We start from the raw sequence: 23,780 nt of genomic DNA, 5'->3' as shown, positions 1-23,780 counted from the left end.
ATGAGGCCGCCAAGGGGGCTTGCGACATTCGGACTGGCGCTGGCTGCGGGCTTCGGGCTCGCAGCGTCGGCGTATGCCCAGAACATGGAGGATCTCGCGCCCTACAAGATGATCCGCTCGCTGCAGTACGTGCAGGACACCGTGGTGATGGGCGACCACTCCGCCATGGAGATGCAGCGCTTTATGCTGTCGACCATCGACGAGCGTCTGCGTACGGCCGATCCCTCGATCTTTGCCGACCCTCGCAACGTCGATGCTGCGCTGGTCTATGCCATGAGCGGCGGCAATCCCGAGACGCTTGAGCTTCTGGCGAAGAACGACGTGTCCGGTCATTTCGACCAGCGCATCACCGAATCCGTCCGCAACTATATCAGCGGTCGCGGTGCGGCCAGCACGCGGACGGTCGCCGAGATCTTCCCCGAATACAAGAACCTCGAGATCGCGCCCTATCTGGCGCTCGTCTCGGCCAATTCGGTCCTTCGCAAGGACCCCAACCTGGCCCTGACCTATTTCGACTGGGCGCGCCTGATCGCTCCCGGCACGATCGTCGAGGAGGCCGCGCTGCGCCGCTCGATTTATGTCGCCGAACAGAACGGCATGGTCGACAAGGGCGTCGCCTATGCCAGCCGATACGCCCGCAGGTTCCTGCATTCGCCCTATGCGAGCCAGTTCGCCGATCTCTTCGTCAAGCTCGCCGTGGAGAACTTCGAAAAGATCGGCGAGGAGACCATTCAGGAAATCCTGTCATTCATGGACGAGCCGCGTCAGCGGGAAGTCTATCTGCGCATGGCGCGCCTATCGGCGATCTCCGGGAAAAGCAGGCTCGCGGCCGTTGCCGCCGAAAGGGCGCAGGCCCTCACCAGCGACGGTGACGAGGGACCGCGGACGCTGGCCGATCTCTACTCCGGCCTCGCTTCCATTTCGTCCTCCGATGTCACCCAGGCCATGGAGCGGCTGTCGGCGATCCCCGATGACGACCTGTCGGCGAAGGATCGCGCCCTGAAGGAGGCCGCGCGCCAGATTGCCGAGGAGGTTCTGCGTCCGCCGGTGCTCACCGTAGACGCGCCGGCACCAGAGTTGGAGCCCGTAGCTGCGGCGGCCGGTCAGGATGCGCCGGATCCGGCCGAAAATGTAAGCGAAGACGAACGCATGAGCCCGATCGCCGTTGCGGCCGAACCGGCCGCGCAGGATCCGGCGGCGGATGCATCGGCTTCGCCGACACCAGAAGAAGCAGCCATTGGGGAGCCGCAAAAGGCGGCCGATCCCGCCTTCGACGGATTCGTTGCGACGGGACGATCGAAACTCGACGAGATCGACAAACTCCTGGAGGGAGAGGGAAGTTGACCAGTATCGACACGAGCACTTTGAGCCAGGTTGAGGCGAGGACAAGCCGTGGCACCGGCAAATCGAAGACGGACGGTGACGCCAAGGGGCAGTTTTCCGAAACCTTCGACCGCGTCTCGACAAAAGGCAGCGGCTCGGCGTCGCAGGGCCGAAAGAGCCTCGCCGATGCGGGAATGGAGCAGGACGGTGCTGAGACGCTCTCCCTGAAGGTGCAGACGACAGACGGCGACAGCGATCAGGCGACGTCCGTGTCGTTGCTGCAGCGAATCCCGGCGGAGCTCCTGGAAAAGACGCGGCCGTCGTCGACGACGGCGGATCTCGGCGCGGACGCGCCGGGCAAGGTGACGGCTCCGGCCGAAGCAGCGGAGGTGCCCTTGCCCACGGAGGCGATTGCCGGGCTGCCAGCGATGGGTGCGGACGAGACCGGGCAGCCGGAGGGCACCGGCACCGACGAAAGTGACGATGGCGATGCCGGCGACGCGCTGGACAGCCTGTTTTCGATGCTGACGGGGGAGCAGTCGAGCCAGCCGGCGGCAGGAACGCCGCCCGGGGTGATTGCGGCTGCGGCAAGCCAGGCGCAGGCCGTCCAGGGCGGCAAGGCGGGGCAGGTGGCGACCGGCGGAGATTCCACCGAGGCCATGCTCGGCATTCCGGGTGGCCGGGCCGGCACTGCGGCTGTGCTGCCTGCCGGTGCAGCGCAGGACGGGGCCGAAGCTGGAGCACAGGCGGCCAATGCGGCCGGCGGCGACACCGATCAGATCTTCCGGCTGGTGCGCGCCGACGGCAAGGCGACGTCGCTCGAAATCGCGATCGGTGGCAAGGGCGAGGGGTCGGCGGTGTCCGAGCAGGCCAGGCTGCCGGGCGGCATCGAGTCCGTTGCAGTGCTGGACTCGCGCAGATATCTGGGCCTGGCCCCGCAGGGCAACATCTCGGCCGTGACGTCCGCCATTGCGCAGGACCCCTCGTGGGCTGCCGCATTGGCCGAGCAACTCGACAGTGCACCGGACGTGACCGGCAAGGTCGTCAATACGCTCAAGATTCAACTCCAGCCGATCGACCTCGGCACGGTCACGGCCTCGTTGAGGCTGCAGGGCGACACGCTGATCGTCGACCTGAAGGTCGAGACGGGCAAGGCCTTCCGCAACCTCAGCGACGACCACGACGCGATCGTCAAGGCGCTGCGCGGCCACGGCTTCACCATCGACCAGGTCAGCGTCCAAATGGCGCCGACGACCGACCGTGGCGGCAGCGCCGCGGGGCAGGGGAATTCGCAGGGGGATTCGCAGGCGCAGTTCGCCGAGCAGCAGCAGGCGCGCGAAGGCGGCAGCGGACGCCAGCAGGGCGGCGAGTCCCGCCAGGCCGCCAACACAGCATTCAACGAAGGACCGGCGCATGAATATGGCCAGGTGGATAACCTCACTAGCAATGACCAGCGCCGTGGCTCTGGTGGCGGGGTCTTCCTCTGAGGCGAAGGCGTCCACGGGCAGTTGCGAGCGCGAGATCCTCTCGGCTGCCTCGAAGTACGGCATCCCGGCGGGCATCCTCTATTCGGTCGGCCTCGCCGAGACCGGCCGGAAGGGATCGCTGCAGCCTTACGCGCTGAACATCGAGGGCAAGGCCTACTTCGCCAGCAGCGAACGCGAGGCGCTGCAAAGGTTCCAGCAGGCTCGGGCCGGCGGCGCGAAGCTGATCGACCTCGGCTGCATGCAGATCAACCATCACTTCCACGGCTCGGAGTTCTCCTCGCCGGCGGAAATGCTGAACCCGCGCCGCAACGTCGAATATGCTGCGCGCTTCCTGTCCGAACTGCATGCGCGACACGAGACCTGGACCATGGCGGTCGCCCGCTATCATGCCGGTCCGAACAACGATCCGGCACAGAAGCGCTATGTCTGCCGCGTGATCGCCAACCTGGTCGCGACGGGCTATGGCAGCTGGACGCAGAACGCCCGCACCTTCTGTCACTGATTCAATCAAAAATTGAAAAAGGCGCCTTCGCCCAAATGTGGCGGCAATGGGCGCACTTTAAGGCTGGCAAGGATTGAATCCCATGGCCGTTAACTTTTCCACCATGAAATAGTCGTAGATCGCGCATGACCCACTAGATGTAGATCAAATCGCCTCCAAGTGGTTAATCAATTATTAAATAAATCAGATGATTTTATCTAATTGCCGCTGATTCCCACGATTCGTACCACTCTCTTAACGAAGCACCACACTGATTCGGAGGCGGACGAATGATCGTAGTGGTTGATGAGCGCGAGCTCGTTAAGGACGGGTATACTTCACTCTTTGGTCGCGAGGGCGTGCCCTCGACGGGCTTTGATCCGAAGGAATTCGGGGAATGGGTCAGTTCGGCTGCGGACAGCGATCTGGACGCCGTCGAGGCGTTCCTGATCGGCCAGGGCCAGCAGACGATGGAACTGCCGCGGGCGATCCGGGATCGTTCCCAGGCGCCGGTGATCGCAGTCAGCGACACCCCGTCGCTGGAGACGACGCTGGCCTTCTTCGATTGCGGCGTGGACGATGTCGTCCGCAAGCCGGTGCATCCGCGCGAGATCCTGGCCCGGGCCGCGGCGATCCGCCGGCGGCTGAAAGCGCTGGCCAACTTCACTGATATCGGACCGATCCGGGTCTACTCGGACGGTCGCGACCCGGAGATCGAGGGATCGGTGTTTCCCCTGCCGCGGCGCGAACGCCGCATTCTCGAATACCTGGTCGCAAACCGCGGCCGTCGCCTGTCGAAGACGCAGATCTTCAACGCGATCTACGGGATCTTCGACGAGGACGTCGAGGAGAACGTGGTCGAAAGCCACATCAGCAAGCTTCGCAAGAAGCTCCGCAAGAAGCTCGGCTTCGATCCGATCGATTCGAAGCGCTTCCTCGGCTACTGCATCGACTGGAGCTGATTGCCGTGCGGGCCGCCCCTGCGGCCTGCGCACAAAACGCGGCGGTGGCGCAAGGCCACCGGCATACAGCCTCACGCAAGGCACACCTCATACTCTCGTCCCATATTTGAATAGCGAGGAATCAAAGCATGAGCCTCTACGGAACCATGAGAACCGGCGTTTCGGGCATGAATGCCCAGTCAAACCGTCTGAGCGCGGTCGCCGACAACATCGCGAACGCCAACACCACGGGCTACAAGAAGGCCTCGACCCAGTTTTCATCGTTGATCCTGCCGTCCACCGGCGGGGCCTACAATTCCGGCGGCGTCACCACCGACGTCCGCTACTCGATCTCCGCGCAGGGCACGTTCACCTATACGACCTCGGCGACGGACCTTGCCATCAACGGCAACGGCTTCTTCATCGTCCAGGGAGCCGATGGCGTCGAGTACCTGACCCGCGCCGGTGCCTTCACGCCGATGGATGACGGATCGTTGCGCAACACCGCCGGCTACAAGCTGATGGGCTACGAATATTCCTCGACGGCCGATCCGACGATCGTCATCAACGGCTACGACGGCCTCTCCGAGATCAATCTCTCCGACGGCGCGCTCACGGCGACGCCGTCGACGGAAGGCGAGCTGGCTGTGAACCTGCCCTCCAACGAGGCGCATCCCTACAGCAAGGCGACCTCGCTGGTCGCCTATGACAGCCTCGGCAACACCCGCAAGCTGGACTTCACCTATTCCACGACCGCCACTGCCGGCGAGTGGGACCTGACGGTGACCTACACCGATCCGGTCAGCGGAACGGTCACGACGCTCGCCGCCGAGACCCTGGAATTCGACAACACGGGCAACCTGATCACGCCTGCTGACGGTATGCTCTCCACTGCCGGCATGACCTTCGGGGTCGGTGCCGGTGCGCCGGAACTCAGCGCGCTCGACATCAACCTGGCCGGAACGACGCAGCTGAATAAAGAGTTTGGCGCAGATGGCGACATCAACGGCAGCGAACCCAGCGAAGTCTCCGGCTACGAGATCAGCGACGATGGCATCCTGTCGGTGAAGTACGACAACGGCGACCTGATCCCCAAGTTCCGCATCGCCATGGCCAACGTCCAGAGCCCGGACAACCTGACGCCGCTCGCCGGCAACATCTACTCGCAGAGCAACGAGTCCGGCGTCATCGTCATGGGTTATGCCGGCAACAGCGGCTACGGGACGATCCTCTCGGGCGCGCTGGAAGATTCCAACGTCGATATCGCCGAGGAACTGACCAGCATGATCGAGTCCCAGCGCAACTACACGGCCAACTCGAAGGTCTTCCAGACCGGCTCCGAACTGATGGACGTTCTCGTCAACCTCGTACGCTGACGGTAACGGCAACTTCAATAGAACGGTAGGTTGATACGATGTCGCTTTCAACGGCAATAAAGATTGCCCAGTCAAGCTTTTCGAACACGGCGCTGCAGACAGCGGTCGCGTCGAACAACATTGCCAATGCGAGCAACACCGCATACAACCGCCGTGCCGCCGTTCTGGCTTCCGCAGCAAGCGGAGCCACGGTCGTCCACACCTACCGCGCCCAGAACGACGCATTGCAGAAGCAGAACCTGCTCAGCATTTCCAAGTCATCTGCGCAGGACACCACGCTCGCCGGCCTGGAGCGCATCAGAAGCACTCTGGGCGGCGACGACTACGAACTCTCCGTCGGCAACTACCTGGCGACGCTGCGCGACAATCTCCAGACCTTTGCCGACCGGCCGAGCGAGCAGTCGCTTGCCGAGACGGTCGTCGCAAATGCCGTCGATGTGGCAAACGCCCTGAACTCCTCCTCGGCGGACGTCCAGCAACTGCGTGCCGAGGCTGACGCCGACATCGCTCTTGCCGTCGGCGAGCTCAACGGGCTGCTTGCGGAATTCAAGACCTACAACGACCAGGTCAAGGCGGGGACCGCGGCCGGCACCGATGTCAACGACGCGCTCGACCAGCGTGACAAGCTCCTGGGCCAGATCTCGGAGATTGTCGGTCTCACCACGGTGACGCGCACGAACAACGACATGGCGCTTTACACGAGCGACGGCACCGTGTTGTTCGAGACCGTGCCGCGCGAGGTGACCTTCGCGCCCACGACGACCTATACCGCAGGCACCGTCGGAAACCAGCTCTACATCGACGGCGTTGCCGTGGAAGCGGGCGTGGGCGGAAACACCAGCGCCCAGGGAAGCATCCCCGCACTCCTCCAGCTCCGTGACGACATCGCGCCTACCTACCAGACCCAGCTCGACGAGATGGCGCGCGCCGTCATCACGATGTTCGAGGACAACAACCTGCCCGGGCTCTTCACCTGGATGGACGGTCCGCTCGAATCGAACGTCGTCCCGGCAACGCTGACCGATGGCCTCGCCGCCAACATCATCGTCAATCCGGACCTGATCACAGCAGCGGGCGGCAACCCGATGCTGCTTCGCGACGGCGTCAACCTGAACCAGAACACCAACAACGACGCGAGCTTCTCGACCCTGCTGGACAGCTATGCCGCAGCATTTGCGGCAGACATGACCTTCGATGTCGCAACCGGCATCGACACAGGCACCAGCATCCTGAATTTCTCGACGAACTCCATCGGCTGGGTCGAGCAGTTGCGCAGCGCCGCGGTCACGGCGAGCGACGACAAGGCGGCTCTTCTCTCCCGGACCCAGTCGTCGCTCCAGAACGTCACCGCAGTCAGCCTCGACGAGGAGCTCTCGCTGCTCCTCGATCTCGAGCAATCCTACAAGGCATCGGCCAAGCTGGTATCGACGGTCGAAGAGATGATGAACGCTCTCCTCCAGGCAGCAGGTTAAGGCAATGAAAACGTCGTTTGTTTCCAACATCGCCATGCAGACCACGCTGCTGCGGACGATCTCCGAAGCGCAGTCCGAGCTGATGGACCGGCAGAAGGAGCTCGTCACGCTCCGCCATGCCGACCTCGGGGTGGAACTCGGGGCGAAGACCGCGCGCACGCTCAACCTGCACCGCGACCTGCAGCGCCTGCAATCGCTGCAGAGCACCAATTCGCTGACGACCCAGCGCCTGTCTGCATCCCAGGAAGCCTTGGGTCAGGTCTCCGAGGCGGCAAATACCGTCATGGAAACCCTCGTCGCGCTTTCCGGCACAGAATCGCTGGACCAGCTGGACCGCACGAAGGAGAGCTTCGGCGGCGCCATTGCACTCTTCACCAGCGCGACGAACACATCCTTCAGCGGCGAGTATCTCTTTGCCGGCATCGACACCGATGTCATGCCGATGAACAGCTACCTCGACGCAGCCTCCCCGGCCAAGGCGACGTTCGACCAGGCGTTCCTGACCTATTTCGGCTTCGACCAGGACGACACCCAGGTTGCCGACATCACGCCGGCAGAGATGGAAGGCTTCATCGCCGATGTCGAGACCATGTTCATGGACACGACCGCCGCGGGGACATGGGCGACCGACTGGTCGAACGCCTCCGACCAGAACATGACGAGCCGCATCAGCAACTCCGAGGTGGTGCAGAGTTCGACCAACGCGAACACCGACGGCATGCGCAAGTTCGCGCTCGGTGCAGTCATCGGTTACGAACTTCTTAATCTCAATATCGGTACGGAGACGCGCAAGGTAGTCAGCGACAAGTCGCTCGAGTACATTGGCTCGGCAATTACAGGCGTGGATTCCGAACGCTCGCTGCTCGGGGTTTCCGAGGCGCGCGTCGAGCAGGCGAATGTTTCGCTGGGCGCACAGTCCAGCATCCTGACGACCAGCATCAATGGTCTCGAAATGGTCGATGAAGACGAGATCGCGACCCGCATCACCTCACTCCAGACGCAACTCGAACTTGCATACACGTTGACCGCCCAGCTCCAGAACATGAGCCTGGTCAACTATCTCTGATGATCAGAGATGCATGACAAACATGAAGGGTGTCTAAATGTACCAGTTCTCATATGTCGAGATCATGGAGGATGGCGTCGAGACCGCCAGAGGCCGCGAGCGGCAGGTACTCGACCGTTCCATCGAGCTGTTGCGCAAGGCGCAGGCCAGCACCTCCTACGGCAGGGACACCATCGAAGCCGTCTACTTCACGCGGCGAGTCTGGATTCGTTTCGTCGAGGATCTCGGCAACCCCGAAAACCAGCTCGACAAGGAACTGCGCGCCAATCTCATTTCAATCGCCCTCTGGATACTGGGGGAAGCCGATCGCATCCGAAAACGTGAATCGACCAATTTCCAGGGCATCATCGACATAACAACCATCATCAGGGATGGCATAAAATGAAAAGCACCTTGCGGATCTCGCTGAAATCGGGTGAGCGCATCTTTGTGAACGGCGCGGTACTGCGGGTCGACCGGAAGGTCGCCCTGGAATTCCTGAACGACGTCACGTTCCTGCTCGAGAACCATGTTCTCCAGCCGGAACAGGCGACGACGCCGTTGCGTCAGCTTTACTTCATCGCCCAGATGATCCTGATCAATCCGGATGGCGCCGAGCAATCGACGGCGATCTTCCGCAAGTCGGTCATCATGCTGCTGAACTGCTTCCGCAACGAGGAAGTGCTCGCGGAACTGAAGCGGATCGACGGACTGGTCACGCAGGGACGCGCGTTCGAGGCCCTCAAGGCCATTCGTGCGCTCTATCCGATCGAGGACCAGATCCTCAACAATCACGAGATCACGCCGGCCACGGTGGAACATATCCGCAAGGAGATCGCCATATGGTAACGCCCGTCTCTGCCGCCGCCAACGGCTACACGCCCACCGTGTCGGGCACCGAATCCTCCAGCGATACGAAGAGCACCACGCTGAACTACGAGAGCTTTCTGAAGCTTTTCGTAGAGCAGTTGAAGAACCAGGACCCGACCGAGCCGATGGACGCGACCGCGCAGATGGCGCAGCTTGCCACCTTCTCGCAGGTCGAGCAGACGGTGAAGACGAACAGCAACCTGGAGAGCCTGCTCCAGCGCACCTCCCTGCAGGAAGCCGATTCCGTGATCGGCCGGACGGTCACCAGCGAGGACGGCAAGATTTCGGGTGTCGTCAAGGAAGTAACGCTGTATACGGATGGCATCGTTGCAACGCTTGAGTCGGGCGAGAAACTCGTCATTGGACCTGGCGTAAAGGTGAAGCAAACCGCCGATGAATGAGGCAGACGCCCTCGACATTGCCCAGGCCGCCATCTGGACCGTCATTGTGGCGGCCGGCCCGGCGGTCTTGGCGGCGATGATCGTCGGCGTCGTCATCGCCTTCATCCAGGCGTTGACCCAGGTCCAGGAAGTCACCTTGACTTTCGTTCCGAAGATTCTCGCCGTGCTCGTCACGGTTGCAATCTCTGCGCCCTTCATCGGCGCACAAATCTCCATTTTCAGCGACGTCATCTTCTCCCGGATCGAATCCGGCTTCTAGAACCTGTCGCGCAAAAGCGTGCGGCGGTTTTGGACCTCGACATGCCCTGACCAGCCATTCGTCCGAACTGCCACCCTCGCGCAAGTTTCGCGCGCTACACGTTCCGGCAGCATTGCGGTCCTGAGCGGACCGCGCCTCTCATGACGAGACGGGACGAAAATGGCACAGGTACCTTCACTCTCCATCCCCAAGGTTTCTCCGAGCGGCCGGGACATCGCGTTTGCGATGGGCATCATCGCCATCCTCTCGATCCTGTTCCTGCCCATTCCGCCGTTCCTGATCGACATGGGCCTGGCATTCTCGATAGCCTTTTCCGTGCTCATCCTGATGGTGTCGCTCTGGATCCAGAAGCCGCTCGACTTCTCGTCCTTCCCGACGATCCTGCTGATCGCCACCATGATCCGGCTGTCGCTGAACATCGCCACGACGCGCGTCATCCTTTCGCATGGCCACCAGGGGCATGACGCCGCGGGTAGTGTGATCGCCGGGTTCTCGAGCCTCGTCATGTCCGGCGACTTTGTCATCGGTCTGATCGTCTTCCTGATCCTGATCACGGTGAACTTCATCGTCATCACCAAGGGTGCGACGCGTATCGCCGAGGTGGGCGCCCGCTTCACCCTCGATGCCATCCCCGGCAAGCAGATGTCGATCGACGCCGACCTGTCCGCAGGCCTGATCGACGAGAAGGAGGCCCAGCGCCGCCGCCGCGAGCTGGAAGACGAGAGCTCGTTCTTCGGCTCGATGGACGGCGCCTCGAAGTTCGTCCGCGGCGACGCGATCGCCGGTCTCCTCATCACCGCGATCAACATCTTCGGCGGGATCATCATCGGCTACTTCCGGCACGGCATGGAGATCGGCGAGGCAGCCGACGTCTTCGTCAAGCTGTCCGTCGGCGACGGCGTCGTCTCCCAGATCCCCGCCCTGATCGTATCGCTGGCGGCCGGCCTTCTCGTTTCGCGCGGCAGTTCGCCGGGCTCGACCGACCAGGCCGTCGTCAACCAGCTGAGCGGCTATCCGCGCGCCCTCATGGTGGCTGCCGCCCTGATGGCCCTGCTCGCGGTCATGCCGGGCCTGCCCTTCCTTCCCTTCATGGTGCTCGGCGGCATCATGGCTTTCGGCGGCTGGGTCATTCCGCGCCGGCAGGAGGAAGAAAGCAGGCAGCGGCGCGAAGTGGAAGCCAAGAACGCGCAGCAGACCAAGGAAGCCGACAAGGATTCGGTCAAGTCGGCGCTCAAGACCGCCGAAATCGAGTTGTTGCTCGGCAAGCAGGTCTCGACCAGGCTTCTCGGCGCCCATCAGGAACTGGCGTTCCGCGTCGGCAAGATGCGCAAGAAATTCGCCACCCAGTACGGCTTCGTCGTGCCGGAGATCAAGGTGTCCGACGACATCTCGATTGCCGACAAGGCCTACCACATCCGCATCCACGGCACGACGGTCGCCTCGAACGTCGTTCGCGTCGGCGAAGTCCTCGTGGTCACCGGCGGCGGGCGCAAGCCGAGCGTGCCAGGCGACGAGATCCGCGAGCCCGCCTTCGGCATGCCGGCCGTCTCGATCCTGGAGACCTTTGCCGAGGATGTCCGCCGCGAAGGCTTCCACCCGATCGACAACGTCTCGGTGGTGCTGACCCATCTCTCCGAAGTCATCCGCAACAACCTGCCGCAGCTTCTCTCCTACAAGGACGTCAAGATCCTGATCGAGCGGCTGGATCCGGAATACCGCAAGCTTGCGGACGAGATCTGCTCATCGCACATGTCCTATTCCGGCCTGCAGGCGGTGCTGAAACTGCTGCTCGCCGAGCGCGTGTCGATCCGCAACCTGCATCTGATCCTCGAAGCGGTTGCCGAACTGGCGCCGCACGTGCGCAAGACCGAGCAGATCGTCGAGCATGTGCGCATCCGCATGGCCCAGCAGATCTGCGGCGACCTTGCCGAAAACGGTGTCCTGCCGGTACTGCGTCTCGGCAATCGCTGGGACATGGTCTTTCACCAGGCGCTCAAGCGCGATGCCAAGGGCGAGGTCGTGGAGTTCGACATCGATCCGCGCCAGCTCGAGGAGTTCAGCGAACAGGCGACCAAAGTTATCCGTGAATTCCTTGACCGCGGAACGCCTTTCGTACTGGTCACCTCGCCCGAATCCCGTACTTATGTCCGCATGATCATCGAGCGCCTCTTTGCCACCCTGCCGGTCCTGTCGCATGTCGAGCTTGCGAAGGGCATCGAGATCAAGATCCTCGGCTCGATCTCATGATCACCGATCCGCAGGGCATGGTGCTGGCGCTGTTCGCCGCCTTCTGCCGTGTCGGCGGCTGCTTCATGCTCCTGCCGGGCTTCGCCTCGGCGCGGCTTCCCATGCAGATCAGGCTGTTCGTCGCGGTCGCGATCTCCATCGCGGTCCTGCCGATCCTGTGGGATACGATCTATCCGAAGACGCAAGGGACGGCCCTTACCTATATCCAGATCATCCTGTTCGAGACGCTGACAGGGGCGGTGATCGGCCTGATCACGCGCTACTACGTGCTCGGCCTGCAGTTCGCCGGCACGACGCTGACGATGATGATCGGTTTCAACTCGCCCCCCTCGCAGGACGTCCTCGAAGACACGGCGGAGAACCAGCTCACGAACCTGATCGGTTTCGCCGGGCTCATGGCTCTGTTCATGTTGAATTTCCATCATATCGTCGTTCGCGCGCTGGTGGATTCGTATACGGCCATTCCCATGGGCGGGTTCAATCCGCAAAGCGCGCTGATCACTCTGACCGACACGCTGGTGCAGACCTTCAGCATCATGCTGCGGCTCGCCAGCCCCTTCATCATCTACGGCCTCCTCTTCAACGTCGCCGTCGGCCTGATCAACAAGCTGGCGCCGCAGATGCCGATTTACTTCATCTCGCTGCCGTTCATCATCGCAGGCGGCCTGTTCCTGCTTTATTTCGGGGTCTCGTCATTGCTGGAGATCTTTGCCAACGGCTTCGTTCCGGTATTCGAAGGGCGATGAGGGTTTCGATGGCCAAGCGCTCTGACAAGCTGAAACGTCTCGTGGCCGTCCAGCGCCATCTGGAGCAGATGGCGGAAATGGATCTCGCGCTGGCGACGCAGCAGCGGCAGGAGGTGGCCGAGACGATGGATGCGGTGGCCGCGGCCATCGTCTCCCTCAATCCGGTCCATCGCAATTTCTCCGACATCTATGCCGCCCAGATCGGCAAGCTCAGGCAGAAGGACGTGATGCTGGCCGGCGTTCAGCAGATGCACGAGATGCGAATCGTGCGCGAACGCACCAAGGCAGACCGCCTGGCCGAGCAGATGCACGACGCGCGGAACCTGGAAGACCGCGAGGAAGCGGACAACGCGGTCTACGATCTCATCGACCAGCATATCGCCCATGGAAAGGACCGCGACCGCTGAATGCGGCGTCTGAAACCGATACTGAAGTTTTATATTTTTGATATTGTTATATATTTTATAAATTTGCGCTGCCGGCCCGTTCCGGAAGGATCAGCGCATCTGCCGTTCGGGGATCACGTCGGGGTGATCAGCCTCCCGTAAGGTTGAGCGACCATACTCCAAATTCAAGACGAGGGATGCAACCCCTGCCGGAAAGCCGAGCGCCCGATGGAGCAGATCTGCTTCGCAGAGCCGGTGGTGCGGGGTCTTCGCGATGAACAGGCTGGCGTTCCGTCATGATGGCGGCCGCGGCCGCGTGATACCCGAGAGGCAACTGACCGTGGCAATTTCCCCCCCTAGCGATCTCGTGCTCGATGTCGTGCGCGCCGCCGATCCGTCGGCAGTCCAGGAAGCGCAGACCAAGCTCAAGTCGCAGCGTGCGAGCTTCGAGGCGACAAGTCTGGCCGATGCCGGAAACGGGTTCGGCGCCGCCGTCGGCATCCTCAACCGCGACACGGCCTTGACCACGGCGGCTTCGGCTTCCGGCGGCGCTGCGGCCGACAAGATCCCCGCCACCTACCGCAAGTTCGAGGCCATGGTGCTGCAGAACTTCGTCAAGTCGATGCTGCCTGCAGACAGCGAAGAGGTCTACGGCAAGGGCACGACGGGCGAAATCTGGCGCGGGATGATGGCGGAGCAGATCGGCGACGTGATCGCCCAAAGCGGCGGCATTGGTATCGCGGCAAGCCTCATGAAGGATCAAGAGAAGAAGAACGCCGCCGGCGACATCGCCAGGATCGATCCCAATGACCAGCGCGTGGCGACGGCGATGGTTCAGCAGCTCCAGCGCGACACGTTCGGCGACGTGAGTGCCGCTGGCATCAATAACGACAACGACAACAAGACAGCCTGATCGGAGGAATATAAATGGACATGACAACGAACGATCTCCGCATCCGTACCGTACTGAACCGGCTTGAATCCATCGTCGATGCGGAAAACGCCGGCATCGGCGCCGATCCGGCCTTCGACCTGCAGACGTCGAACGCCCACAAGAGCCGCTGCCTTTACGAGCTTTCCATGCTGTCGCGCGACGTGCCGGCCGAGGAGATGCCGAGGGCGTTCGCCCCGCAACTGAAGAAGCTGCGCGAGAAGCTGGTCGTCAATGCCCAGCGCGTATCCGCGCACCTCGAAGCGGTTCGCTCGGTGGTGGAACTCTTGAAGGACGCCATGCGCGAGCAGGAAGCTGACGGCACCTATTCGCAGGAGCAGTTCCGGCTGGGATACCAGCCGTGATCAAGCTCATCCTCGTCGGTGCCTGGATCTGCGTCCTCACCCTCGGATCCGTCTATTTCTCGATGCAGATGGCGGCCGCTCCGAGGGTTGACGAGGAGGCGGCCGCGCGCGCGGCCGCGCTCGATCTCGTCAGGGGCAGCCAGGCAACGATCCCGGTCATCTCCGACGGAGCCGTCAAGGGCTATTTCCTCACCCGGCTGTCCTATACCGCTAACAGGGAACTTGCAGCCAGGCAGCCGGTTCCTCTGAGCGAGGTGATCACCGACGAACTCTATTCGTTGCTCGTCGGGCAGCGCCTGATCGATGTCGAGAAGCTCGACAGCTTCGACGTCGAGGCTTTCCGGGGCAGGATCAAGGACGGCCTCAACAAGCGCTTCGGCGGGGAGGTCGTCGAAGACGTTCTGATCGAGCAGATCGACTACATCGCCAAGCTCGAAGTCGGCAAGGAGCCGCCTCGGCGCGGGACCGCGATCGTTCGCACCCGGGAGGCGCCGGAAGCACCTGCCGACCCGACTGCTCCCTGAGAGATTTGCCTGAGAAATTTGTCTGTCGTTGACGGGCAGATCAAGGGCGCCGCGATTCAGGGCTTCGCGGTGCCCTTTCTCGTTCCGGGTGTCTTCAGCCGCGGCGGCCGAAGACGCTCGCCAGCTTGTAGCGCGCGACATGCAGGAGGAACAGCGGATTTCCGACGACGTAGCGATGCCACAGACGCCGCGGTTCCTGGAGGAACCGGAACAGCCATTCCAGGCGCAGGCGCCGCATGCGGGACGGCGCGCGCGGAACCCGCCCGGCGACGAAATCGAAGAGCGCGCCGACGCTGATCACGAGCCGCGCATGGCCGGGGGTGACGTGCTGGTCGATCCACTTCTCCTGGATCGGAGTCCCCATCGCGACCAGCAGGATATCGGGCGCCAGGTCGCGGATCTTGTCCATAACGGCCTGGGATTCGCTCTCCTTGAAATAGCCGTCAGCGATGGCATGGAACTCGTGCCAGGGCGTGTGCTCGCGGAACTTCTCGGCCGCAATCAGCAGCACGTCCTGCCGCGCGCCGATCAGCGCCACCCGCTTCGGCTTCTCCATGTAGGTCAGCAGGCCAGGGACGAAGTCGGTCCCGTTGAGGTTGGCCGGGAACGGCTGGCCGTGGAAGATCTGCGATGCGATGTCCACGCCGTGCCCGTCCGGCAGCACGATCTGCCGCTGCAGCGCCTTGCGGTATTCGGCATCGCGCATCATCAGGTTGGCATTGTTGGCATTGAGGAAGGCGACGGTCGTCGTACCGATCGGCATGTCGGCGATGCCGGCGACGAAGTCGAACGCGCCGGCCCAGTCGAGATCGCAGACCGGCAGGCCCAGTATGTCGCGCTGCGACGCCCGGAGCGTCGTTCCCGATTGAACGTTCATGCCCGGCCTCCACAGCGCGCGCCGAGCCAGGCCGAACGAAGGGGCGTCCGGTCCGTGGAAATGGGGTGGCTACAGGCGAGGCGAACGGTCATCGCGGCGAGGCTCCTTCATGCTCCGCCAGCGTGTATCACTTCGCGCTCAAGCTTAGCTTAAGTTGTCCGCTAAAGTCCGATCCGTCGCCTTAGCGATCTCTTTACCAAGCCTCGCGCCGATGGCGTTTCCGGGGCCGCCTTTCCCGCTTTTTCCGCCGTGGGCGAAGGAAAGAAGTCTCCGCAGCGGAAGGGCTGCGCCACTCCGTCGCCCGGTCGGGGACTTGCAAAGTACGATTTTGGACAGCATAGGGCGCTGAGAGGCCATTGCAGCCATATGGCCCGCACTAGATTCCGCGGTACGCGCGAGGAGAAGAACGTGACCACCACTATTGATGGGAAGCAGGTTGCCGCCACCGTGATCGAGGCCGTCAAGGCCGCGGCCGGGAAACTGGAAAAGGAAGCAGGCGTGAAGACGGGTCTGGCGGTCGTCATCGTCGGCGACGATCCGGCGAGCCACGCCTACGTCTCTTCGAAGAGCCGCATGGCAAAGGAGTGCGGCTTCACCTCGGTCCAGCATACGCTGCCCGAGGAAACGACGCAGGAAGAACTGGCCGCGCTCGTCCAGAAGCTGAACGCCGACGACACGATCCACGGCATCCTGGTGCAACTGCCGCTGCCGAGACACCTGCAGTCCGAACCGATCATCCAGTCCATCCTGCCCGAAAAGGACGTGGACGGCCTGCACGTCGTCAATGCCGGAAAGCTTGCCACCGGCGACCTCGAGGGCGGCCTGATTTCCTGCACACCCGCCGGCGCCATGGTGCTCGTGCGCGGCATCCGCGGTGGCGATCTTTCCGGGCTGAACGCCGTCGTCATCGGCCGCTCCAACCTGTTCGGCAAGCCGATGGCCGCACTGCTCCTCAATGCCAACGCCACCGTGACCTCGGCCCATTCCCGCACGAAGGATCTCGCCGCCGTCTGCCGCAACGCCGATATCCTCGTCGCCGCGGTCGGCCGGCCGCAGATGGTCAAGGCGGACTGGGTTAAACCGGGCGCAACAGTGATCGATGTCGGCATCAACCGCGTGCCCGCCCAGGAAAGGGGAGAGGGCAAGTCGCGCCTCGTCGGCGACGTCGCCTTCGGCGAATGCGCCGAGGTGGCGGGCGCGATCACGCCGGTTCCCGGCGGGGTCGGGCCGATGACCATCGCCATGCTCATGGCCAACACAGTGATCGCCGCTTATCGCCGGGCCGGTCTCAAGCCACCGCGCTTCTGAAACAGAGGCTCCGGGCTAAAGAGCCGAGACTGCGCCGTGCCTTAACCGGCCGATCGCTCGTTCGCCCGGCCGGCCCGATGCGGCGCCGGTCCGGTGGACGCGCGCACGATCAGTTCCGCCCTCCACAACTCCTGCTCCGGCAGGATCTCCAGCTTGAGAATGCGGGAGATCAGCCGCTTGGCGATCCGCGAGCCCGCACTGCGCAGCGATGAGCGCGTCGTCGTCAGCGGCACGCTGAAATTCTCCGGCTTCAGCATCGGCAGCACGTCGTCGTGGGCGATCAGCGAAACGTCCGAGCCGATCTTGAGCCCGGCCTGGTTCAGCGCCCGCACGGCCCCGAGCGCCAGCACCGTGCTGGAGCAGAGGATCGCGGTCGGCCATTCGGGCAGGTCGAGAAACCGCTTCATGCCGGAAAAGCCGTGCTCGTCCGTCATCGGCGAGTGCTGCACGCAGGTTTCGTCGAGCGTCAGCCCGCTCTCTGCGAGCGCCGCCGCCATGCCCCTCTTCCTGCGGATCGCGAAGGCGAAATGGGCAGGGCCGTTCAGCAGCGCGATCCGCCTGTGCCCAAGCTGGATGAGCAGTTTCGTCGCATCGTGGAACGCGGCGGTGTTGTCGATGTCCAGGTAGGGATAGTCGGTCGGAATCCCGATCGAGCGGCCGTGCACGATGAAGGGGACCGACAGAGATTTCAGCAGCGCGACGCGGGGGTCCTTCTCGCGCATGTAGGCGATGAAGAGCGCGTCGATATTGCCGCTGGCGACCAGCCGCTTGCACGTCGCCTCCTCGTCGTCGGGATGGCTCGGATTGATGACGAAGTGGAAGTCGTGGCGCACGGCCTCGTCGCCCAGCCCGGCCAGAAATTCGCCGAAGTGCACATCGGACGGGTATCCGTGCGCCGTGGGCATCACCAGCCCGATCGAGCCTGCCCGTCCGGTGGCGAGGCGTTGTGCCGCGCGGTTGGGCCGGTAGCCCGTCCGGCGCACCGCATCAAGAACGCGCTCGCGCGTCTCGGCATTGACCTCCGGATACCCGTTGAGGGCCCTGCTAACCGTCGTCTGCGAAAGACCGAGGAGCTGCGACAGCTGTTTGAGGTTCACGTTGCTTGCCTTCGCGATTCGAAGCGCTTTGAGATCCTCCCGTCCAGCGCCGCCTTCATGTAGCATCAGCAATTTCGCCTTTGAAAGCGAAATCGATTGTTTGCATCGCAAAACCTTGCTGCAACGCAGGAGGTGGCGCGTCAAATGCCGCCCTTCGAGGAAGAGGCTTGACGCGGTGGCGTCGATAGGGGATTCTTCCTTCCAAAGCGCTTTGAGAAGAATGGGAAATGACAGGGCGAGTTTTCAGAGCGAGTTTGGAGAAGCCGGCGTTCGATGCGGGCACATCGTGGGAGGAAATCACGTGAAGAAGCATTTCTTGATGACGGCAGCTTTGGTGTCGCTGCTGGCGGGTGCTGCGGGCGCGGCCGAACTGAAATTCGCGCCCGGCGAGGACGGAAAGTTCAACTGGGCGAGCTTCGAGGAGTTCAGCAAGGGTCATGACCTGAAGGGCCAGACGCTGACGATCTTCGGCCCCTGGCGCGGCGAGGACGAGGTGCTGTTCAAGAGCGTCTACGCCTATTTCGAGGAAGCGACGGGCGCCGAGATCAAGTACTCGTCGTCGGAAAACTACGAGCAGCAGATCGTCATCGATACGCAGGCGGGCAGCCCGCCGGACGTCGCGATCCTGCCACAGCCTGGCCTCATCGCCGACCTGGCCTCCAAGGGTTACCTCACCCCGCTGGGCGACGAGACGAAGCAGTGGCTGCTCGACAACTACGCCGCCGGCCAGTCTTGGGTCGACCTTTCGACCTACAAGGGCAAGGACGGGAACGCGCAGCTCTTCGCCTTACCCTACAAGATCGACGTGAAGTCGCTGGTTTGGTACGTGCCTGAGAACTTCGAGGACGCCGGCTACGAGGTCCCCAAGACGATGGAGGAACTGAAGGCCCTGACCGAGCAGATCGTCGCCGACGGCGAGACGCCCTGGTGCATCGGGCTCGGTTCGGGTGGAGCGACCGGCTGGCCGGCGACCGACTGGGTCGAGGATCTGATGCTGCGCACCCAGACGCCGGAGACCTACGACAAGTGGGTCACCAACGCGATTCCCTTCGACGATCCCGCCGTCACCGGTGCGATCGACGAGTTCGGCTGGTTTGCCAAGACCGACAAATTCGCTGCCGGCGGGCCTGCGGCAGTGGCGTCGACCGACTTCCGCGACAGCCCGAAGGGCCTCTTCGCCTCGCCGCCGAAGTGCTACCTGCACCATCAGGCCTCCTTCATCCCCTCGTTCTTCCCCGAGGGCACGGTCGTGGGCGAGGATGCGGACTTCTTCTACATGCCGCCCTATGCCTCGAAGGCGGAGCTCGGCAATCCGGTTCTCGGCGCCGGCACGCTGGCGATGATCACCAAGGATACCCCGGCGGCGCGCGCCTTCATGGATTTCCTCAAGACCCCGATCGCCCATGAGCTGTGGATGGCGCAGTCGAGCTTCCTGACGCCGTTCAAGAGCGCCAATCAGGAAACCTATGCCAACGCGCCGATGAAGAAGCAGGGCGAGATCCTCCTGAACTCCACCACCTTCCGCTTCGACGGCTCCGACCTGATGCCCGGCAAGATCGGCGCCGGTGCCTTCTGGACCGGCATGGTCAATTTCGTCGGCGGCAAGTCCTCCGCCGATGTCGCGCAAGGCATCCAGAAGGCCTGGGACGCCATCAAGTAGGCGGCCTCCCACCGGAGCCGGCGGACGTCCGGCTCACGAAGGGGCGGCATCGGCGCGAGGCCGGTGCCGCCGCCCGACCGGAGGATCGCCCGAGACGCGCGAAGCGTCCGGGAGGAGGGGATCATGCAGCAACTCGTGTTTGCCATAGGGACGATGATCGCGGGCGTGCTCGCCTGCGCCTTCTACTTCTTCGCCACCAACTGGCTCCTGGACCGGATCTTCCCGTCCAAGGGCCTGTCGGGCGCGAAGGCGTCGCAGAACCTGCGGACGACGAACGCCATCCGGCCCTGGCTGTTCATGTTGCCGGCGCTGCTGGCGCTTTCAGTCTACCTCGTCTATCCGGTATTCGAATCCGTCCGGCTCAGCCTGCACGACCGGACGGGGCAGACCTTCCTCGGGCTCGGCAATTTCGTCTGGATGCTCGGCGACAGCGAATTCCGCCAGTCGATCTTCAACAATTTCCTCTGGCTGCTGGTGGTCCCGGCGCTCTCGACCTTCTTCGGCCTGGTCATTGCGGCTCTGACGGACCGCATCTGGTGGGGAAACATCGCCAAGACGCTGATCTTCATGCCGATGGCGATCTCCTTCGTCGGCGCCGCGGTGATCTGGAAATTCGTCTACGACTATCGCGCCGAGGGCAGCGAGCAGATCGGCATCCTGAACGCGATCGTCACCTGGTTCGGCGGCTCGCCGGAGGCCTGGATCACGCTGCCGTTCTGGAACAATTTCTTCCTGATGGTTATCCTGATCTGGATCCAGACCGGCTTTGCCATGGTGATCCTGTCGGCAGCGCTCAGGGGCATCCCGGAGGAGACGCTGGAGGCCGCCGTCATCGATGGCGCCAACGGCTTCCAGATCTTCTTCAAGATCATGATACCGCAGATCTGGGGCACGATCGCCGTCGTCTGGACCACGATCACCATCCTCGTGCTCAAGGTCTTCGACATCGTTCTGGCGATGACCAACGGCCAGTGGCAGACGCAGGTGCTTGCCAACCTCATGTTCGACTGGATGTTCCGCGGCGGCGGCGATTTCGGCCGGGGGGCGGCGATCGCCGTCGTCATCATGGTGCTGGTCGTGCCGATCATGATCTGGAATATCCGCAACGCCATGCGCGAAACCGGAGGCCACTGAGATGCCCGGCGCCACCCGTTCGCCCCTGACCTTCGTGGTCCACCTCTCCGTTCTCCTGCTCGTGGCCCTGTGGACGCTGCCGACGGCCGGCCTTCTGATTTCCTCCCTGCGCGACAAGGACCAGCTTGCCGTCTCCGGCTGGTGGACGGCGCTTTCGACCTCGACGCAGAACGTCGTCTTTCGCGCCCCGTCGCCGGAGACGCAGACGGAAAGGGACGGCAAGTTCGTGCTTTCCGGCAATCTTCTGGAGGGCCAGCAGGGCGAGGTCTCCGCCTTCGGCTTCAACAGCCGCGATCCGGCAGCCTTCCAGCCGGGCCAAACGGCGGAACTCAACGATGGCGAGAAGCTGACGGTCAAGGCCGACGGCAGCTTCGAGATCGTCTCGGACACCCGCATGGAAGGCTCGCGTGGCCAGCGCATCTTCTACACCGCCGCCGTTCCGCCGCGCTTCACGCTGGACAATTATCGCGAGGTCCTCAGTGCCGAGGGCATCGGCCAGTCCTTCATCAATTCGCTGACGGTCGCAATTCCCGCCACCATCATCCCGATCCTGGTCGCCGCCTTCTGCGCCTATGCGCTGGCCTGGATGAAGTTTCCCGGCCGGGCGATCCTGATCGCCGTCGTTGTCGGCCTGCTGGTCGTGCCGCTGCAGATGTCGTTGATCCCGCTTTTGAAGCTCTATAACGGCGTCGGCGCCTTCTTCGGCGTCCCCGCCAAGACCTATGTCGGCATCTGGCTGGCGCACATGGGCTTCGGACTGCCGCTGGCGATCTATCTCCTGCGCAACTACATGGCAGGCCTCCCCAAGGAGATCATGGAATCGGCGCGCGTCGACGGTGCCAGCGACTTCGACATCTTCGTCAAGATCATCCTGCCGCTGTCGTTTCCCGCGCTCGCCTCCTTCGCGATCTTCCAGTTCCTCTGGACCTGGAACGACCTGCTCGTCGCGATCGTGTTCCTCGGCACCGGCAATGACGAGCTGGTCCTGACCGGGCGCCTGGTCAACCTGCTCGGTTCGCGCGGCGGCAACTGGGAGATCCTCACGGCTTCGGCCTTCATCACCATCATCGTCCCCCTGGTCGTCTTCTTCGCCCTGCAGCGCTATCTCGTGCGCGGCCTGCTGGCGGGATCGGTCAAGGGCGGCTGAAACAAAGCAAAGAGACAGGACCGAGAATGACGACGATAAATGCATCCCTGCCTGCGGTCGACAAGGACTGGTGGCGCGGCGCGGTGATCTACCAGATCTATCCGCGCTCCTACCAGGACACGAACGGCGACGGCATCGGCGACATGAAGGGCATTGCCCAGCGCCTGCCGCATGTCGCCTCGCTGGGCGTGGATGCCATCTGGATCTCCCCCTTCTTCACCTCGCCGATGCGGGATTTCGGCTACGACGTCGCCAATTACGAGGATGTCGATCCGATCTTCGGGACGCTGGAGGATTTCGACGCGGTGGTCGCCGAGGCGCATCGGTTCGGCATCCGGGTGATGATCGACCTGGTGCTTTCGCACACGTCCGACAAGCACCCCTGGTTCGTCGAAAGCCGTTCCAGCCGGACGAACCCGAGGGCGGACTGGTATGTCTGGGCGGATTCCAGGCCGGACGGGACCCCGCCCAACAACTGGCTGTCGATCTTCGGCGGCTCGGCCTGGCAGTGGGATCCGACCCGGCTGCAATACTACATGCACAACTTCCTGACCTCGCAGCCGGACCTGAACCTGCACAACCCGGAGGTCCAGGATGCGCTCCTGTCGGTCGCCCGGTTCTGGCTGACTCGCGGCGTCGATGGCTTCCGGCTGGATACGATCAACTTCTACTTCCACGACAAGGAACTGCGCGACAATCCGCCGCTTGCGCCGGAGCGCCGCAACGCGCAGACCGCGCCCGCGGTGAACCCCTACAACTACCAGGAACATCTCTACGACAAGAACCGGCCGGAGAACCTTGAGTTCCTCAAGCGATTCCGCGCGCTGATGGACGAGTTCCCGGCGATCGCTGCCGTCGGCGAGGTGGGCGACAGCCAGCGCGGGCTGGAGATTGCCGGACAATACACCGCCGGCGGCGACAAGATGCAGATGTGCTACGCCTTCGAGTTCCTGGCGCCGGACGTCCCGACCCCGGGCTCGGTTGCCGCGGTCCAGCATGCGCTCGAGAAGGCGGCCCCGGACGGCTGGGTCTGCTGGGCCTTCTCCAACCACGACGTCATGCGCCATGTCAGCCGCTGGGGCGCAGGCGTTGCCGATCATGCTGCCCATGCCAGGCTGCTGGCATCGCTGCTGATGTCGCTGCGCGGCTCCGTCTGCATCTACCAGGGAGAGGAACTGGCGCTGCCGGAGTCCGAACTTTCCTATGAGGACCTGCAGGACCCTTACGGAATCCAGTTCTGGCCGGATTTCAAGGGGCGGGACGGCTGCCGCACGCCGATGCCCTGGGATGCTTCGGCGATCAACGGCGGCTTCAGCACCGCGCGCCCGTGGCTTCCCGTGCCGGCGGCTCATCTCGGTGCTGCCGTCTCGGCGCAGGAGGACGACCCGGGGTCGGTTCTCAACCACTATCGCCGCTTCCTCGCCTTCCGCCGCCAGCATCCGGCGCTGGTGAAGGGCGAGATCGAATTCGTCCCGGCAAGCGCTGGGGTGCTGTCCTTCATCCGCAGCCATGGCAATGAGCGCATCCTCTGCCTGTTCAACATGGGCGACGAGGCCTGCGAGGTCGAGCGCCCGGCAGCGGCGATCGAGGCCCTGGAAGGGCATGGCTTTGAAAGCAGACTGAACGAAAAGACGATCGCACTTTCGGCATGGGGCGGGTTCTTCGCCCGCTACGCGTGAAGAGCAGGGGTGTGACGAGCAGTA

The 23,780-nt window shown here is 63.2% G+C and carries 24 protein-coding genes; 22 read left to right on the top strand and 2 right to left on the bottom strand.

The genetic code is table 11. From position 1 onward, the window contains the following. From motC to GGQ64_RS22025, 17 genes are all read left to right on the top strand, one after another. Entirely contained in the window at positions 1 to 1,344 is a 1,344-nt protein-coding gene (gene motC, locus GGQ64_RS22105) for a chemotaxis protein MotC (protein WP_246422846.1), read from the top strand. Then, complete coding sequence (locus tag GGQ64_RS22100; RefSeq protein WP_183807506.1) at positions 1,341 to 2,810, top strand: flagellar hook-length control protein FliK; 1,470 nt, start codon at positions 1,341 to 1,343, stop codon at positions 2,808 to 2,810. The genes motC and GGQ64_RS22100 overlap by 4 nt, the downstream gene beginning before the upstream one ends. Continuing rightward, positions 2,770 to 3,312 carry a transglycosylase SLT domain-containing protein gene (locus GGQ64_RS22095; RefSeq protein WP_425488532.1) on the top strand — a complete coding sequence of 181 codons (543 nt, stop codon included), beginning with the start codon at positions 2,770 to 2,772 and terminating at the stop codon, positions 3,310 to 3,312. The genes GGQ64_RS22100 and GGQ64_RS22095 overlap by 41 nt, the downstream gene beginning before the upstream one ends. Before the next feature lie 269 nt (positions 3,313 to 3,581). Next, positions 3,582 to 4,253, top strand: a complete 672-nt coding sequence (gene rem / locus GGQ64_RS22090; RefSeq protein ID WP_183807505.1) for a transcriptional activator Rem — start codon at positions 3,582 to 3,584, stop codon at positions 4,251 to 4,253. 128 nt (positions 4,254 to 4,381) lie between these two features. Continuing rightward, a complete protein-coding gene (locus tag GGQ64_RS22085; protein WP_183807504.1) occupies positions 4,382 to 5,608 on the top strand; it encodes a flagellar hook protein FlgE in 1,227 nt (408 codons plus the stop codon). A gap of 38 nt (positions 5,609 to 5,646) precedes the next feature. Continuing rightward, complete coding sequence (gene flgK, locus GGQ64_RS22080) at positions 5,647 to 7,080, top strand: flagellar hook-associated protein FlgK (RefSeq protein WP_183807503.1); 1,434 nt, start codon at positions 5,647 to 5,649, stop codon at positions 7,078 to 7,080. Between the two features lie 4 nt (positions 7,081 to 7,084). After that, complete coding sequence (locus GGQ64_RS22075) at positions 7,085 to 8,146, top strand: flagellar hook-associated family protein (protein WP_183807502.1); 1,062 nt, start codon at positions 7,085 to 7,087, stop codon at positions 8,144 to 8,146. Between the two features lie 37 nt (positions 8,147 to 8,183). After that, positions 8,184 to 8,531 carry a flagellar biosynthesis regulator FlaF gene (gene flaF, locus GGQ64_RS22070; protein WP_183807501.1) on the top strand — a complete coding sequence of 116 codons (348 nt, stop codon included), beginning with the start codon at positions 8,184 to 8,186 and terminating at the stop codon, positions 8,529 to 8,531. Beyond that, positions 8,528 to 8,974: a flagellar biosynthesis repressor FlbT gene (gene flbT / locus GGQ64_RS22065; RefSeq protein WP_183807500.1), complete on the top strand. Its 447-nt coding sequence runs from the start codon at positions 8,528 to 8,530 to the stop codon at positions 8,972 to 8,974. Before flaF ends, flbT begins: the two co-directional genes overlap by 4 nt. Beyond that, entirely contained in the window at positions 8,968 to 9,396 is a 429-nt protein-coding gene (gene flgD, locus GGQ64_RS22060; protein WP_183807499.1) for a flagellar hook assembly protein FlgD, read from the top strand. The genes flbT and flgD overlap by 7 nt, the downstream gene beginning before the upstream one ends. After that, positions 9,389 to 9,655, top strand: a complete 267-nt coding sequence (fliQ, locus tag GGQ64_RS22055; protein ID WP_183807498.1) for a flagellar biosynthesis protein FliQ — start codon at positions 9,389 to 9,391, stop codon at positions 9,653 to 9,655. The genes flgD and fliQ overlap by 8 nt, the downstream gene beginning before the upstream one ends. Positions 9,656 to 9,814: 159 nt before the next feature. Next, positions 9,815 to 11,902 (top strand): flagellar biosynthesis protein FlhA, encoded by a 2,088-nt coding sequence (flhA, locus tag GGQ64_RS22050; RefSeq protein WP_183807497.1) that lies wholly within the window; start codon positions 9,815 to 9,817, stop codon positions 11,900 to 11,902. Next, entirely contained in the window at positions 11,899 to 12,648 is a 750-nt protein-coding gene (gene fliR / locus GGQ64_RS22045; RefSeq protein ID WP_183807496.1) for a flagellar biosynthetic protein FliR, read from the top strand. The genes flhA and fliR overlap by 4 nt, the downstream gene beginning before the upstream one ends. A gap of 8 nt (positions 12,649 to 12,656) precedes the next feature. Continuing rightward, complete coding sequence (locus GGQ64_RS22040) at positions 12,657 to 13,055, top strand: hypothetical protein (protein ID WP_183807495.1); 399 nt, start codon at positions 12,657 to 12,659, stop codon at positions 13,053 to 13,055. 319 nt (positions 13,056 to 13,374) lie between these two features. After that, positions 13,375 to 13,947, top strand: coding sequence for a rod-binding protein (locus GGQ64_RS22035; protein ID WP_183807606.1), 573 nt, complete (start codon positions 13,375 to 13,377; stop codon positions 13,945 to 13,947). Positions 13,948 to 13,961: 14 nt separating this feature from the next. Continuing rightward, positions 13,962 to 14,330, top strand: a complete 369-nt coding sequence (locus GGQ64_RS22030; RefSeq protein WP_183807494.1) for a hypothetical protein — start codon at positions 13,962 to 13,964, stop codon at positions 14,328 to 14,330. Continuing rightward, the gene (locus GGQ64_RS22025) at positions 14,327 to 14,854 is read left to right on the top strand and encodes a hypothetical protein (RefSeq protein WP_183807493.1); all 528 of its coding nucleotides are present in this window, start codon (positions 14,327 to 14,329) and stop codon (positions 14,852 to 14,854) included. The genes GGQ64_RS22030 and GGQ64_RS22025 overlap by 4 nt, the downstream gene beginning before the upstream one ends. 94 nt (positions 14,855 to 14,948) lie before the next feature. Here the strand turns inward: GGQ64_RS22025 and GGQ64_RS22020 are convergent, their stop codons facing one another. Then, positions 14,949 to 15,731 (bottom strand): WecB/TagA/CpsF family glycosyltransferase, encoded by a 783-nt coding sequence (locus tag GGQ64_RS22020; protein ID WP_183807492.1) that lies wholly within the window; start codon positions 15,729 to 15,731, stop codon positions 14,949 to 14,951. 408 nt (positions 15,732 to 16,139) lie between these two features. On the opposite strand from GGQ64_RS22020, the gene folD reads away from it, so the two are divergent. Continuing rightward, positions 16,140 to 17,039 (top strand): bifunctional methylenetetrahydrofolate dehydrogenase/methenyltetrahydrofolate cyclohydrolase FolD, encoded by a 900-nt coding sequence (gene folD / locus GGQ64_RS22015; protein WP_183807491.1) that lies wholly within the window; start codon positions 16,140 to 16,142, stop codon positions 17,037 to 17,039. Between the two features lie 41 nt (positions 17,040 to 17,080). Here the strand turns inward: folD and GGQ64_RS22010 are convergent, their stop codons facing one another. After that, on the bottom strand, positions 17,081 to 18,136 hold the full coding sequence (locus tag GGQ64_RS22010) for a LacI family DNA-binding transcriptional regulator (RefSeq protein ID WP_343059540.1): 1,056 nt from the start codon (positions 18,134 to 18,136) through the stop codon (positions 17,081 to 17,083). A 319-nt stretch (positions 18,137 to 18,455) separates the two neighbouring features. On the opposite strand from GGQ64_RS22010, the gene GGQ64_RS22005 reads away from it, so the two are divergent. The 4 genes from GGQ64_RS22005 (at position 18,456) to bglA (ending at position 23,756) form a co-directional block, all read left to right on the top strand. Then, positions 18,456 to 19,796 (top strand): ABC transporter substrate-binding protein, encoded by a 1,341-nt coding sequence (locus GGQ64_RS22005; RefSeq protein WP_183807605.1) that lies wholly within the window; start codon positions 18,456 to 18,458, stop codon positions 19,794 to 19,796. Between the two features lie 123 nt (positions 19,797 to 19,919). Then, entirely contained in the window at positions 19,920 to 20,930 is a 1,011-nt protein-coding gene (locus GGQ64_RS22000; RefSeq protein WP_183807489.1) for a carbohydrate ABC transporter permease, read from the top strand. 1 nt (position 20,931) lies between these two features. After that, positions 20,932 to 22,077, top strand: coding sequence for a carbohydrate ABC transporter permease (locus tag GGQ64_RS21995; RefSeq protein WP_183807488.1), 1,146 nt, complete (start codon positions 20,932 to 20,934; stop codon positions 22,075 to 22,077). A 26-nt stretch (positions 22,078 to 22,103) separates the two neighbouring features. Next, positions 22,104 to 23,756 carry a beta-galactosidase BglA gene (bglA, locus tag GGQ64_RS21990; RefSeq protein WP_183807487.1) on the top strand — a complete coding sequence of 551 codons (1,653 nt, stop codon included), beginning with the start codon at positions 22,104 to 22,106 and terminating at the stop codon, positions 23,754 to 23,756. Positions 23,757 to 23,780 lie beyond the last annotated feature (24 nt).

Origin of the sequence: Mycoplana azooxidifex, assembly GCF_014196765.1 — a bacterium.
Lineage (GTDB): Bacteria > Pseudomonadota > Alphaproteobacteria > Rhizobiales > Rhizobiaceae > Mycoplana > Mycoplana azooxidifex.
The sequence above is the reverse complement of the archived record's forward strand: the minus strand, read 5'-3'. Positions and strand labels throughout refer to the sequence as shown.